The sequence below is a fragment of the Pseudoxanthobacter sp. M-2 genome (genome assembly GCF_046156265.1).
Taxonomy (GTDB): Bacteria; Pseudomonadota; Alphaproteobacteria; order Rhizobiales; family Segnochrobactraceae; genus CAMDHY01.
Genome location: NZ_JAWDIR010000046.1, coordinates 191,546 through 204,971 on the forward strand (window position 1 = coordinate 191,546; position 13,426 = coordinate 204,971).

General features: G+C 70.5%; 11 protein-coding genes. 5 read left to right on the top strand and 6 right to left on the bottom strand.

What is annotated here, in order from left to right:
- Positions 1–27: 27 nt before the first annotated feature.
- Positions 28–489, bottom strand: a complete 462-nt coding sequence (locus RUR49_RS23805) for an Lrp/AsnC family transcriptional regulator (RefSeq protein WP_409148937.1) — start codon at positions 487–489, stop codon at positions 28–30.
- Between the two features lie 161 nt (positions 490–650).
- Here RUR49_RS23805 and ald point away from each other — a divergent pair, with 161 nt between their 5' ends.
- Complete coding sequence (gene ald / locus RUR49_RS23810; protein ID WP_409148938.1) at positions 651–1,769, top strand: alanine dehydrogenase; 1,119 nt, start codon at positions 651–653, stop codon at positions 1,767–1,769.
- 180 nt (positions 1,770–1,949) lie between these two features.
- Here the strand turns inward: ald and RUR49_RS23815 are convergent, their stop codons facing one another.
- Positions 1,950–2,879, bottom strand: coding sequence for a glutaminase (locus tag RUR49_RS23815; RefSeq protein WP_409148939.1), 930 nt, complete (start codon positions 2,877–2,879; stop codon positions 1,950–1,952).
- 164 nt (positions 2,880–3,043) lie between these two features.
- Here RUR49_RS23815 and ligA point away from each other — a divergent pair, with 164 nt between their 5' ends.
- The gene (ligA, locus tag RUR49_RS23820; RefSeq protein ID WP_409148940.1) at positions 3,044–5,203 is read left to right on the top strand and encodes an NAD-dependent DNA ligase LigA; all 2,160 of its coding nucleotides are present in this window, start codon (positions 3,044–3,046) and stop codon (positions 5,201–5,203) included.
- A gap of 258 nt (positions 5,204–5,461) precedes the next feature.
- Here ligA and RUR49_RS23825 read toward each other — a convergent pair whose 3' ends face one another.
- The 4 genes from RUR49_RS23825 to RUR49_RS23840 all read right to left on the bottom strand — a co-directional run bounded on the left by RUR49_RS23825 (position 5,462) and on the right by RUR49_RS23840 (position 10,034).
- Positions 5,462–5,734 carry a DUF6460 domain-containing protein gene (locus tag RUR49_RS23825; RefSeq protein WP_409148941.1) on the bottom strand — a complete coding sequence of 91 codons (273 nt, stop codon included), beginning with the start codon at positions 5,732–5,734 and terminating at the stop codon, positions 5,462–5,464.
- Between the two features lie 103 nt (positions 5,735–5,837).
- Positions 5,838–7,157, bottom strand: a complete 1,320-nt coding sequence (locus tag RUR49_RS23830) for a methyltransferase domain-containing protein (RefSeq protein WP_409148942.1) — start codon at positions 7,155–7,157, stop codon at positions 5,838–5,840.
- Positions 7,158–7,362: 205 nt separating this feature from the next.
- Positions 7,363–8,097 (bottom strand): response regulator, encoded by a 735-nt coding sequence (locus RUR49_RS23835; RefSeq protein WP_409148943.1) that lies wholly within the window; start codon positions 8,095–8,097, stop codon positions 7,363–7,365.
- Positions 8,094–10,034 (bottom strand): PAS-domain containing protein, encoded by a 1,941-nt coding sequence (locus tag RUR49_RS23840; protein ID WP_409148944.1) that lies wholly within the window; start codon positions 10,032–10,034, stop codon positions 8,094–8,096. Before RUR49_RS23840 ends, RUR49_RS23835 begins: the two co-directional genes overlap by 4 nt.
- A gap of 176 nt (positions 10,035–10,210) precedes the next feature.
- Here RUR49_RS23840 and RUR49_RS23845 point away from each other — a divergent pair, with 176 nt between their 5' ends.
- From RUR49_RS23845 to RUR49_RS23855, 3 genes are read left to right on the top strand one after another with little or no spacing between them, the layout of a single operon-like run.
- A complete protein-coding gene (locus RUR49_RS23845) occupies positions 10,211–11,848 on the top strand; it encodes an acyl-CoA synthetase (RefSeq protein WP_409148999.1) in 1,638 nt (545 codons plus the stop codon).
- Positions 11,845–12,633: an ABC transporter ATP-binding protein gene (locus RUR49_RS23850; RefSeq protein ID WP_409148945.1), complete on the top strand. Its 789-nt coding sequence runs from the start codon at positions 11,845–11,847 to the stop codon at positions 12,631–12,633. The genes RUR49_RS23845 and RUR49_RS23850 overlap by 4 nt, the downstream gene beginning before the upstream one ends.
- Positions 12,626–13,372, top strand: coding sequence for an ABC transporter ATP-binding protein (locus tag RUR49_RS23855; protein ID WP_409148946.1), 747 nt, complete (start codon positions 12,626–12,628; stop codon positions 13,370–13,372). Before RUR49_RS23850 ends, RUR49_RS23855 begins: the two co-directional genes overlap by 8 nt.
- The last annotated feature ends 54 nt before the right edge of the window (positions 13,373–13,426 follow it).

Consider the following 13,426-nt stretch of genomic DNA (forward strand, 5'->3'; position numbering starts at 1 on the left):
CGCTCGGCCCCGACAAGCTCCGGGAGTCTAGATCGGCAGTGCCGTGGTTCGCTTGACGGTCCTGAGCGCCAGCGTCGACTGCACGCGCACGACACCCGGCAGCTGCGTCAGGATCTCCGAGTGGATGCGTTCGAAGTCGGCGCTGTCGCGGTAGGCGACCTGCAGCAGATAGTCGGCCTGGCCGGCGATGAGGTAGCAGGCGATCACCTCGGGAATGCCGCCCACCGCCGCCTCGAAGCGGTCGAGCGCCTGTCGGCCCTGCTGGTCGAGCGAGATCGACACGAAGGCGTTGCCGGCGAGCCCCGCCGCCTTCGGGTCGAGCAGCATCGCGTAGCCGGCGATCAGCCCGCAATCCTCCAGCGCCTTGACGCGCCGGAGGCACGCCGACGGCGACAGCCCGACCGCGGCGGCGAGGTCGAGATTGCTGAGCCGGCCATCCTTCTGCAGCGCCGTCAGGATCGCCCGGTCGCGGCCATCGACGTCGATCATGCGGCTCCCCGGGACAGGCTTCGCAGAAATCTCCCAGAAACGGCGCCATCACGCAATCGTATTGCGTCCGGCGGTGCCCATTCGGCCACTTCGGCAGCACATTTCGCCGCCCCCGTGCTCCTCTCTCCCATCGTTTTAGAACCCACGGCGGGGAGGCCGTCATGCGCATCGGTGTTCCGAAGGAAATCAAGGTCCACGAGTACCGCGTCGGGCTGGTGCCCTCGAGCGTCCGCGAGCTCGTCCTGCACGGCCACACGGTGATGGTCGAGACCGGGGCGGGCCTCGGCGCCGGCCTCTCCGACGACGACTATGTCCGCGCCGGCGCCACCATCGCCGCCACGGCGGAGGAGGTGTTTTCCGCCGTCGAGATGATCGTCAAGGTGAAGGAGCCGCTCGCCGTCGAGCGCGCCCGCCTGCGCCCCGGCCAGATCCTCTTCACCTACCTCCACCTCGCTCCCGATCCCGACCAGACCCGCGACCTGATGGCGTCGGGCGCCACCTGCATCGCCTACGAGACGGTGACTGCCGCGGACGGCACGCTGCCGCTGCTCACCCCGATGTCGGAAGTCGCCGGCCGCATGTCGGTGCAGGTCGGCGCCGCCTGCCTGGAAAAGGCGCACGGCGGCCGCGGCGTGCTCCTCGGCGGCGTGCCGGGCGTGCCGCCGGGCGACGTCGTCATCCTCGGCGGTGGCGTCGCCGGCTCCAACGCCGCGCTGATCGCGCTGGGCATGGGCGCCACGACGACGATCGTCGACCGCTCGCCGGTGGCGCTGCGCCGCGCCGCCGACCGCTTCGGCACCGAGATCCGCACGGTGTTCTCCACCCGCGACGCCATCGACCGCCTCGTCACCAACGCCGACCTCGTCATCGGCACGGTGCTGGTGCCGGGTGCGGCCGCGCCGAAGCTCGTCACCCGCGACCTCGTCAAGCGCATGAAGCCCGGCGCCGTCATCGTCGACGTGGCGATCGACCAGGGCGGCTGCTGCGAGACGAGCCGCGCCACTACCCACGCCGAGCCGACCTACGTCGTCGACGGCATCGTCCACTACTGCGTCGCCAACATGCCGGGCGCGGTGTCGCGCACCTCGACGTTCGCGCTCAACAACGTGACGCTGCCCTTCACGCTGGCGCTCGCCGACAAGGGCTGGAAGCAGGCGCTCGCCGACGACGCCCACCTGCGCAACGGCCTCAACGTCTCCGGCGGCCGCGTGACCCATCCGGCGGTGGCGGCGGCGCTGGGGCAGACGTTCACCGCGCCGGAGGCGGCGATGGCGGCGTGAGGCGGTGAGCGCGGGGACGGCGGCGCTTTCCCTCCCCCGCGAGGCTGCGGGATGCACACCTTTCGAAGGGCCCATCCCGCAGACCACCTCGTCGTCGTCGCCTGCGCTATGCTCCAAAGCCAGACCCACTTCGATCCAAACCGAACATCGACCGCTCGGAGAACCGTAGGGAACCCCCCCTCACGCCCCGAAGACCGACCAGCCCATCGCCTTGGTCAGGCGCTCCAGTGCCAGCGAGCCGAGGTGGGAGTTGCCGGTGGCATTGAGGCCCGGGGACCAGACGCAAATGGACGCCTCGCCCGGCACGATGCCGAGGATGCCGCCGCCGACGCCGCTCTTGCCGGGGATGCCGACCTTGAAGGCGAAGTCGCCCGAGCCGTCATAGTGGCCGCACATCAGCATCAGCGCATTGATGCGGCGCGCCCGCTCGCGTGAAACGACGCGGCGGCGGGTCGCCGGGTGGTGGCCGTCCTCGGCGAGGAAGCGGCCGGCGTGCGCAAGGTCGCGGCAGCTCATGGCGATGGCGCACTGGTGGAAGTAGACGCCGAGCGTCATCTCCGGCGGGTTCTCGATATTGCCGAAGGCCTTCATGTAGTTGGCGAGCGCGACGTTGCGGTAGCCGGTCGCCGTCTCCGACTGCGCCACCGCCTTGTCGACGACGATCTCCTCGTTGCCGGCGAGGAAGCGCATGAACTGGACGATGTCGCCGAGCGCCTCCTTCGGCGGATGGCCGGACAGCACGACATCGGTGACGACGATGGCGCCGGCGTTGATGAAAGGGTTGCGCGGCACGCCGTTCTCGCGCTCGAGCTGGGCGATCGAGTTGAACGCGTTGCCCGAGGGCTCGCGGCCGACGCGGCGCCACAAGGTGTCGCCGACGCGGCCGAGCGCCAGCGTCAGCGTGAACACCTTCGAGATCGACTGGATCGAGAACGGCTCCTCGGCGTCACCCGCCACGTGCACGGCACCCTCGGCGGTGACGACGGCGATGCCGAATTTCTTCGGATCGACGCGGGCGAGCTGCGGGATGTAGCTCGCCACCCGGCCGCGCTCGCTCTCGCGCGCCATCTGATCGGCGATCTCCGCCAGCACCGCCACGATCTCCGGCAAGGCCCACCCTCCATGCGTGCACCGCCGCGTGCGCGGCGGCCGCATCCATAGCGCGCTCGCGGCCGTCGCCAAACCCTCCACCGGTGACCGCGCGGCGGGGGGTGCCGGAACGGGGTCGCTTCGGGTTATGGAGGGCACGGCAGGCGAGCGGGAGTGAACCGGCGATGGCGAGGTCCAAAGACCGGGGGACGGGGAAGGCGGACGGCGCGGCGGAGACGGCCGCGGCGGCGGCCGGCGACGATGTCGCCAACCTGACGATGGAGGATGCGGCGGCCGAGCACGCGCGGCTGACGGAGGAGATCCGCGGCCACGACGTGCGCTACTACCGCGAGGACGCGCCGACGGTCTCCGACGCCGAGTACGACGCGCTCCGCCAGAGGCTGGCGGCGATCGAGGCGGCGCACCCCGAGCTCGTCAGCGCCGACAGCCCGACCCAGACGGTGGGGGCGGCGCCGTCGGAGGCGTTCGGCCAGGTGCGGCACGCCGTGCCGATGCTGTCGCTCGACAACGCCTTCGCCGAAGAGGACGTCGCCGACTTCGTCGCCCGCATCCGCCGCTTCCTGCGCTGGCCGGCCGAGGAGGCGCTCGTCATCGACGCCGAGCCGAAGATCGACGGCCTGTCGCTGTCGCTGCGCTACGAGGGCGGGAGGCTCGTCACGGCGGCGACGCGCGGCGACGGGTCGGTGGGCGAGAACGTCACGGCGAACGTCCAGACGATCGCGGAGATCCCCGACACGCTGCCCAAGGGCGCGCCCGAGGTCGTCGAGGTGCGCGGCGAGGTCTACATGTCCCACGCCGATTTCACGGCGCTGAACGCGCGCATGGCGGAGAGCGGGCGGGTGTTCGCCAATCCCAGGAACGCCGCAGCGGGGTCGCTGCGCCAGCTCGATCCGGCGATCACGGCGAGCCGGCCGCTGCGCTTCTTCGCCTATGCCTGGGGCGAGATGAGCGCCATGCCAGCCGAGACGCAGTCGGACATGCTGGCGCTGTTCCGCGCCTGGGGCTTCCCGGTCAACCCGCGCATCCGCCGCTGCGAGACGGTCGAAGACGTCATCGCCTACTATCGCGAGACCGAGGCGGAGCGGGCCGGGCTCGGCTACGACATCGACGGCGTCGTCTACAAGGTCGACCGGCTCGATCTGCAGGCCCGCCTCGGCTTCGTCTCGCGCTCGCCGCGCTGGGCGATCGCCCACAAGTTCCCGGCCGAGCAGGCGACGACGGTGCTGGAGGCGATCGAGATCCAGGTCGGCCGCACCGGCGCGCTGACGCCGGTGGCGCGCCTCACGCCGGTGACGGTCGGCGGCGTCGTCGTCGCCAACGCGACGCTGCACAACGAGGACGAGATTGCCCGCAAGGACGTGCGCGTCGGCGACACGGTGATCGTGCAGCGGGCGGGCGACGTCATCCCGCAGGTGGTGGGCCCGGTGCTTGAACGCCGGCCGGAGGGGGCAGAGCCGTTCGTTTTCCCGACGGTATGCCCGGCCTGCGGCAGCCACGCGGTGCGCGAGATCAACCCGCGCACCGGCAAGGAGGACGCGGTGCGGCGCTGCACCGGCGGGCTGATCTGCCCGGCGCAGTCGGTGGAGCGGCTGCGCCATTTCGTGTCGCGCCATGCCTTCGACATCGAGGGCCTCGGCGAGAAGCAGATCGCCGCCTTCCACGCTGATGGACTGATCAACGAGCCGGCCGACATCTTCACGCTGGAGGCGCGCGACAAGGCGGCGCTCAAGAAGCTGAAGGACCGCGAGGGGTTCGGGGCGACGTCGGTCGCGAACCTCTTCAAGGCGATCGACACGCGGCGGCGGGTAGGCCTCGACCGCTTCGTCTTCGCGCTCGGCATCCGCCACGTCGGCGAGACGACGGCCCGCCTGATCGCCCGCACCTACGGGACGTGGGAGGCGTTCTGGACGGCGATGACCGGGCAGTCGGCGGAGGCGGCGGTGGCCGAGCTCGATGCCATCGAGGGCATCGGGGAGACGTTGGCCGAAGCCGTCGTCGACTTCTTCCAGGAGGCGCACAACCGCGAGGCGCTCGACCGGCTCCTCGCCGAGGTGAGCGTCGAGAAGGTCGAGGCGCCGAAGGCGACGGGCTCGCCGGTCGCCGGCAAGACGGTGGTGTTCACCGGGGCGCTCGAGAAGATGACACGCGACGAGGCTAAGGCGCGGGCGGAGACGCTCGGCGCCAAGGTGGCGGGCTCGGTGTCGAAGAAGACCGACCTCGTCGTCGCCGGGCCGGGCGCCGGCTCGAAGCTCAAGCTTGCGGCCGAGCTCGGCATCGAGGTGATCGACGAGGACGGCTGGCTGACGCTGATCGGGGATGCGTGAGAGGGCGGCTTCCTTCTCCCGCGAGCGGGAGAAGGTGCCCGAAGGGCGGATGAGGGCCGCGCGGAACGCGCGGAAGGGTGTCGCTGACGAAAGCCTGGGCACCCGTGGGTTCCGGCGCACTCGCGTGCGCCGGCCCTCATCCGGCGCTGCGCGCCACCTTCTCCCGCGGGGCGGGAGAAGGGAGAAGCACCGCGGATCTTGCTCCCGCGAGCGGGAGAAGGAAGAGGCGGCGCCTCCGTTGCGAAGTTCAGTCGCCAGTCAGCTCTTGCCGGCGTTGACGAGGCGCAGGATGAGCCAGATCGGGATCACCACGACAGCGCCGAGCAGCAGGTAGCGGCCGACCTGCTCGACCGCGCCGAAGCCCATGTCGACGATGCGCTCGGCGGCGCGGACGATCCAGTTCACGAGATCGAACGGCTCCAGCCCGAGCGCCGCCATCACCACGCCGACGACGAGCGACAAGAGCAGGAGCTGCACGAGAACCCGCAAGGGCGAGCCGCCGAGAAAGCGCGAGACGCGTTCGTTCGCCATGATCCTGTCCGTCGTCCCGTCCTGCCGCGCCGCCGCGTGCTCGCGGTGCTGGCCGCATATAGGTGAGGGTCGTGGCGAGTGCGAGGCGGACGGCCTCGCCTGCTCAGACCTTCTCGAGCAGATAGAGGTCCCAGCCGAAGGCCGACAGTGCGACGTGCACATTGTGGAAGCCGGCGTCGCGGAACAGCGCCTCGTTGTCCCGCCGGCTGAGGGGTCGGAGCGTCGAGCGCACGGCACGCTCCTTTTCCAGCACCTCGGGATCGGAGAGCCCCATCGAGCGCTTGTAGGCGTTGAGCATGTAGTGGTTGGTCATCTGGCCCTTGCCGCTCTCCTCCAGGACCTTCTCGGCGATCACGGCACAGCCGCGCCACTCCAGCGCGTCGTGGATCCTGGCGAGAACGGTCTGCCTGTCCGGGGTGTCGAGAAACTGCAGGGTGAACAGGGAGGAGACGAAGACGGGGGACGCGGGGAACTCGAAGCTGACGATGTCCTCCAGCACGTACTCTGTCAGCGGGCTCGGATCGCGCCGCCGCGCCTCGGCGATCATCTCGGGCGAGTTGTCGACCGCGACGATCTGCACGGGGGCGATCCCGCGCAGCTGGCGGCGCAACAGCCGGGGGAAGCGCCCGGTCGAGCACCCGAGGTCGAGGCACACGGTGCCTGGCCGCACCACGCTGGCGGCGAGCATCGCCGCGGTGCGCAGGAACACGCCGTGGAAGGGCACGGACTTGAAGATATGCGCCTCGAACCGGCTCGCCAGCTGGTCGAAGTCGATGTCGTTGCCGACGACGCCGGGCTGGGTCGTCGCTGTCTCGGGTCCCGAAGCTGCGACGGCTGGCGCGGCCGGCCGCAGGACCTGCTTCGAGCGGCCGAGCAGCACGTACTGGCCGTTGGACATGACGTCGAGGTCTTCGATGACGAAGTGGCGAGCGAAGATCTTCTTGTAGTCCTTGAGGCTGAAGGCGGTGACGTGGGTGCTGGTGATCGCGTGCGGACGTCCGTGCCACACCTGTTCGTAGATCGTCTGCAGCGGCGACAGCGTGATCAGGATCCGCGCGTACTTGGCCGCGACGTCCTGCAGCACGCGAGCGGGGTCGTCGAGGAACTCCTGGACGCCGATCATCACCGCGCATTCGGCGTCGCAGACCGGCACCGGGTCCCGGTTGAGATCGACGACCAGGCATTCGGGAGAGCGCGCGACGACGTCGGCCGGGACGTAGCCGATGCCGGCCGGCCCCAGAAGCTCGCCGAGCTTCATGTTCCCGCAGCCGATGTCGAGAACGCTTGTGACACCAAAGGCGATGAGCTTGTCGGCCACCTCACGGGCGCGTTGCGGGTTGGCGTGGCCGTAGGTCTCCTTCGGATCCGCCCAGCGCTCTGCCACGGGGACGAGGGCCTTCGCCGACGGCTTCGGAAGCTTCATGGGATCCTCGCGACACTCTTGCGACGCCGATGCGGCCCGATCATCGGCGCGGCTTCGCTGCCTCCGCGGTGGGGACCCGAACCGCCGCGGATCGCCTCGGCACGGCCCCCCGGAAAGCGGGGCCCTCGATAGCCGATGCGGGTTCGCCCCTCCACCGTCGGCCGGTTGCAACTGCCGCGGGAAGGCCTCCCCTTCCGCCGCCGCCCTACTCGCCGGCGCCCCATGTCACGCGGGCGTTGAAGAGATAGCCGGCGCCGTAGACGGTGCGGATGAGCGTCGGCTCGGCGGCGGTGTCGTCGAGCTTGCGGCGGAGACGCGATACCCGCACGTCGACGGAGCGGTCGAAGGGGGTGCGCTGCGCGGCGATGCCGAGGCCGTCCATCAGCTGGTCGCGCGACAGGATGCGGTTCGGCGCCTTCAGGAGCAGCACGAGGAGGGCCGCCTCGGCGACGCTGAGCGGCCGCGTCTCGCCGGCGGGGGTCGTCAGCGCGTTGGTGGCGGTGGAGAAGGTGAAGCCGGCGAAGCGGGCGACCTCGGTGGCGCTGGCGGCCATCGCCGTATCGGGGCCCGCGAGGCGACGCAGAACGGAGCGGGCGCGGGCGACGAGCTCGCGCGGCTCGAAGGGCTTCACGACATAGTCGTCGGCGCCGAGCTCCAGCCCGAGGACGCGGTCTGCGGTGTCCGCCCGGCCGGTGACGACGAGGATGCCGGTGCCCCCCTGGCGGCGCACCGCCTTGACGATCTCCAGGCCGTCGACGTCGGGCAGGCCGAGGTCGAGGATGGCGAGGTCCGGCGGCTCCTTCCCAAAGCGGGCAAGGAAGTCGCGGCCGCGGGCAAAACGCTCCACCCGCATGCCGAAGGATTCGAGCGCTCGGACCACCAGCGCGGCGATGTCGTCCTCGTCCTCGAGCAGGAAGACGAGGGGGGCGGCCTCGCTCACCGGCGCGCCGGCCCGTCGGCGGCCACCGCGGCGGCGAGCTCGGCGGCGGTGAAGGGCTTCATCAGCACCGGATAGGGCAGGGGCGCGGCGGGTCGCCCGGGCGCGGCGAGGCGTTCGGCGTGGCCGGTGACGACGATGATCTTGAGGTCCGGCCGGCGGCGGCGGGCGATCGCGGCGAGGCTGAGGCCATCGGGGCGGCCGGGCATGACGACGTCGGTGACGAGGACGTCAAGGTCTTCCACCGTCTCGATCAGCTCCAGCGCCTCGGCGCCGCTCGCGGCGACGAGGACGGCATGGCCGGCCTCGGTGAGCTGGCGGCGCAGGAGGGCCCGCACGTCCGGCTCGTCCTCCACGACGAGGACGAGGCGCTGCTCGGCGAGCGGCGAGCGGCTCAACAGGGCGGCGGCGATCTCGGGCGCCTCGACGGTGGCGGCGGGCTCCTCGGCGCGCGGCAGCAGCAGCGTCACCGTCGTGCCGGCGCCGGGGGCGGAGGCGAGGCGGATGTGGCCGCCGGACTGCTTGACGAAGCCATAGACCATCGGCAGCCCGAGGCCGCTGCCGGTGCCGGGGCGCTTGCGGGTGAAGAAGGGCTCGAGCGCGCGCGACAGCGTTTCGGCATCCATGCCCGTGCCGGTGTCGGTGACGTCGACGCGCACGTAGGGGCCCGGCGCCACCGTATCGTCGAAGCCGTCGAGCGCGGCGGCGTCGACGAGGCTGGTGGCGATCGACAGCCGGCCGCCGTCGGGCATGGCGTCACGGGCGTTGAGGGCAAGGTTGATCAGCGCGTTCTCCATCTGGTGCGGATCGACCAGAGCATAGGCCGTGCCGGCGCGATGGGAGAGGGCGATCTCGACGTCCTTGGAAAGCGAGCGATCCAGCAGGCCGACCATCGAGGCGATCAGCGCGTTGATCTCGGTCGGCTGCGGGGCGAGCGGCTGGCGGCGGGCGAAGGCGAGCAGGCGGCGGGTGAGGTCGGCGCCGCGGCGGGCGGCGGCGAGCGCGGGCTCGACGAATTCCGCCGTGTCGGGGCGCTCGGCGAGCGTCGCGAGGTTGCCGATGACAATGGTGAGGAGGTTGTTGAAGTCGTGGGCGAGGCCGCCGGTGAGCTGGCCGATCGCCTGCATCTTCTGCGCCTGCACCAGCGCCGCCTGCGCCGCCTTCTCGGCGGTGATGTCGGAGGAGAGCACGAACAGGCCCGCCACCGCGCCGTCGTCGAGCACCTCGGGAACGAGGGTGGAGCGGGCGTGCACGGTGCGGCCGGCGCGTTCGGCGGAGTATTCATACGTGGCGCGGTCGCCGCGGAAGGCCGCATCGATGTGCGGCTTGATGGCGTCGTAGACGCGCGGGCCCAGGATGGCGCGCACCTTGCGGCCGAGCACACCCTCCTTGCGGCGGCCGACCCACTCGGCATAGCCGCGATTGACGAACTGGTAGCGCTCGTCGCGGTCGATATAGGCGATCAGCGCCGGCACCGCATCGGTGATGAGGCGGAGGCGCGATTCGAGCCCGACCTTCTCGGCCAGGATGCGCCGTTCCTGCAGGCGCTGTTCGGTGACGTCGGAATAGACGGTGACGAAACCGGAGCCGTCCGGCAGCGGCTCGCCGCGGACCGCGATGATGCGGCCGTTCGGACGGACGCGCTCGATCGCGTGCGGCAGGAAGCGGCGGGCGGTCTCGACGCGCTGGGTCACCAGCGTCTCGACGTCGCCCGGCCCGTATTCGCCGCGCTCGGCGTTGTGGCGCATGAAGGCGGAAAACGGCGTGCCGCGCCGCGCCAGCTTCTCGGGAAACTCCAACATCTGGAAGAAGACGCGGTTCCACGCGACCAGCTCGAGCTTCCGGTCGAAGATGGTGATCCCCTGGTCGATGTGGTCGAGCCCGGCCTGGATCAGGAGGAACGTCGCCTCGTCCGGTTCTGCTCGCCTGCGATTAGGCACCCCTGCCTCTCCCTTGCCGGGATTGTCGTTCGGATACGATCGTTGCGCCGCCGGCGCGTGTAGATCAAGCGCGACGCGGAGCTTGTTACAATCGCGTTACATTCCGGACCGATTGTCGATAAGATCGGGGCCCAAGAGTCCCGCAACAAACATGAGGGGAGGGCGCCGTGAACAAGATGGAGCGTCCGGCGCGCGCCGTCGATCCGTACGAGATCGGTCTCGACCGCAACGACGCCAATTTTGCCGTGCTGTCGCCGCTCGTCTTCCTCGAGCGCGCCGCCTTCGTCTATCCGGACCGGCCGTCGGTCGTGTACGGCGACGAGCGGTACACGTGGCGGGAGACCTACGCGCGCTGCCGCTGCCTCGCGTCCGCCCTGCAGCAGCGCGGGCTCGGGCTGAACGACACCGTGTCGGTGGTCGCGAGCAACATCCCGGCGATGATGGAGGCGCACTTCGGCGTGCCGATGTCGGGCGCCGTGCTCAACACCATCAACACCCGCCTCGACGCCGAGGCGATCGCCTTCATCCTCGACCATGCCGAGGCGAAGATCCTCATCGTCGCGGCGGAGTTCCTCGAGGTCGTGCAGCGAGCCGTGGCACTGTCGGTGACGAAGCCGCCGATCATCGTCATCGACGACGGTTCCGGCGTCGAGAACCCCGGGCTGCCGGACTACGAGGCGCTGCTGGCCGAGGGCGATCCGGCGTTCGCCTGGTCGCTGCCGGACGACGAGTGGCGGGGGATCGCGCTCTCCTACACGTCCGGCACCACCGGCAACCCGAAGGGGGTCGTCACCCACCACCGCGGCGCCTACCTCAACGCCATCGGCAATGCGCTCGCCTGGCAGATGCCGGCGCACCCGCGCTATCTCTGGACGCTGCCGCTGTTCCACTGCAATGGCTGGTGCTTCCCGTGGACGCTGGCGATGCTCGCCGGCACCGCGGTTTGCCTGCGCCGCATCAGCGCCGCGGCGATCTACGAGGCGATCGAGACCGAGAAGGTCGACCACTTCTGCGCGGCGCCGACGGTGCTGACCTTCCTGATCAACGCCAAGGCCGCCGAGAAGCGGCCGCTGCCGCGCGCCGTCAAGGTGATGACGGCGGGCGCCCCGCCGGCCGCCGCGGTCATTGCCAGCATGGAGGCGGAGGGCTTCGCCATCACCCACGTCTACGGCCTCACCGAGGTCTACGGGCCGGCGGTGATGTGCGCCTGGAAGGAGGAGTGGGACGGTCTGCCGCCGGAGGAGCGGGCGCGCCAGAAGTCCCGCCAGGGCGTCACCTACCACGTCCAGCACGGGCTCTCGGTGATGGATCCCTCGACAATGACGCCGGTCGAGCCGGACGGCGAGACGTTGGGCGAGGTGATGATGCGCGGCAACATCGTCATGAAGGGCTACTTCAAGAACCCGACGGCGACCGCGGAAGCCTTCGCCGGCGGCTGGTTCCACACCGGCGACATCGGCGTCATGCACCCCGACGGCTACATCCAGCTGAAGGACCGCTCCAAGGACGTCATCATCTCCGGCGGCGAGAACATCTCGTCCATCGAGGTCGAGGACATCCTCTACCGCCACCCGGCGGTGCAGGAGGTGGCGGTGGTGGCGCGGCCCGATGCGACCTGGGGCGAGACGCCGTGCGCGTTCATCGCGCTGAAGGACGGCGCGACGGTGAGCGAGGCGGAGATCGTCGCCTGGGCGCGGGACAACATGGCCCGCTTCAAGGCGCCGAAGACGGTGGTGTTCGGGCCGTTGCCGAAGACCTCCACCGGCAAGATCCAGAAGTTCCAGCTCCGCGAACAGGCGAAGGCGCTGACATGACGGCGGCCGGCGACGTCATCCTCGAGACGAAGGGGCTCGTGAAGGAGTTCCGCGGTTTCCGCGCCGTCGACAATGTCGACCTCGCGGTGAAGCGGGGCACCATCCACGCGCTGATCGGGCCGAACGGCGCCGGCAAGACCACCTGCTTCAACCTGTTGACGAAGTTCCTCGAGCCGACCGCCGGCACGATCGTCTTCAACGGCCACGACATCACCCGCACCCGGCCGGCGCGGATCGCCCGCATGGGGCTGGTGCGCTCGTTCCAGATCTCGGCGGTGTTCCCGCGGCTGTCGGTGCGCGAGAACGTCCGCGTCGCGCTGCAGCGGCGGGAGGGCGCCTCCTTCGACTTCTGGCGCTCGGAGAAGACGCTCAAGCGCCTCGACGGCCGCGCCGCCGAACTCGCCGAGTGGGTCGGCCTCGCCGAGTTCCTGGATACGGCCGCCGGCGACCTCTCCTACGGCCGCAAGCGGGCGCTCGAGATCGCCACGACGCTGGCGCTCGAGCCCGAGATGCTCCTCCTCGACGAGCCGATGGCCGGCATGGGCCAGGAGGACATCCAGCGCACCGCCGCCCTCATCCGCCGCATCTCCAAGGACCGCACGGTGCTGATGGTCGAGCACAACATCTCCGTCGTCGCCGACCTTTCCGACACCATCACCGTGCTGCAGCGCGGCGCTGTGCTGGCGGAGGGGCCCTACGCGGTCGTCTCGAAGAACCCGGAAGTGGTGCAGGCCTACATGGGCTCCGGCCACGGGGCAGCCCTCGCAGGAGCCGGTCATGGCTGAGGCAATGACTGCAACCGCTACGCGGCCGGCCGGCGCCGCTGCGCCGCTGCTGTCGGTGCGCGATCTCAACGGCTGGTACGGTGAGTCCCACGTCCTGCACGGCATGAGCTTCGACGTGCAGAAGGGCGAGGTCGCGACGCTGCTCGGCCGCAACGGCGTCGGCAAGACGACGACGCTGAAGGCGATCATGGGCATCCTCGGGCAGCGCAAGGGCTCGGTGACGTTCGAGGGCACCGAGACGATCGGCCTGCCGTCGAACCGCATCGCCCGCCTCGGCATCGCGCTCTGCCCGGAGGAGCGCGGCATCTTCGCGAGCCTCACCGTGCGCGAGAACCTGCTGCTGCCGCCGGTGGTGAAGCGCGGCGGCATGTCGGAAGCCGAGGTGATCAAGCTGTTTCCGCGCCTCGCCGAGCGTTTCGAGAGCCCCGGCACGAAGCTGTCGGGTGGCGAGCAGCAGATGCTGGCGGTTGCCCGCATCCTGCGCACCGGCGCGACGCTGCTCCTGCTCGACGAGCCGACCGAGGGCCTCGCCCCGGTGATCGTCCAGCAGATCCAGGCGATCGTCGAGGACCTGCGGACGCGCGGCTTCACCGTGCTGCTCGTCGAGCAGAACCTCGCCTTCGCCTCGGCGGTGGCCGACCGGCACTACGTCGTCGAGCACGGTACCGTCGTCGACAGCTTCGACCGGGCTGGCCTTCCGGCGAACCTCGAACGTCTGAGGGGATACCTCGGCATCTGAGCGGACGCCGCCCCCGGCGACCTCTCACCACCCACGGGCGGGAGCCCGCAACAG

What these genes read in the sequence shown, in the direction of transcription:
- ligA (WP_409148940.1), top strand. Translation starts at nt 3,044, where the DNA reads ATGGCGAGGTCCAAAGACCGGGGGACGGGGAAGGCGGACGGCGCGGCG.
- RUR49_RS23825 (WP_409148941.1), bottom strand. Translation starts at nt 5,734, where the DNA reads ATGGCGAACGAACGCGTCTCGCGCTTTCTCGGCGGCTCGCCCTTGCGG.
- RUR49_RS23855 (WP_409148946.1), top strand. Translation starts at nt 12,626, where the DNA reads ATGGCTGAGGCAATGACTGCAACCGCTACGCGGCCGGCCGGCGCCGCT.
- RUR49_RS23805 (WP_409148937.1), bottom strand. Translation starts at nt 489, where the DNA reads ATGATCGACGTCGATGGCCGCGACCGGGCGATCCTGACGGCGCTGCAG.
- RUR49_RS23850 (WP_409148945.1), top strand. Translation starts at nt 11,845, where the DNA reads ATGACGGCGGCCGGCGACGTCATCCTCGAGACGAAGGGGCTCGTGAAG.
- RUR49_RS23845 (WP_409148999.1), top strand. Translation starts at nt 10,211, where the DNA reads ATGGAGCGTCCGGCGCGCGCCGTCGATCCGTACGAGATCGGTCTCGAC.
- ald (WP_409148938.1), top strand. Translation starts at nt 651, where the DNA reads ATGCGCATCGGTGTTCCGAAGGAAATCAAGGTCCACGAGTACCGCGTC.
- RUR49_RS23830 (WP_409148942.1), bottom strand. Translation starts at nt 7,157, where the DNA reads ATGAAGCTTCCGAAGCCGTCGGCGAAGGCCCTCGTCCCCGTGGCAGAG.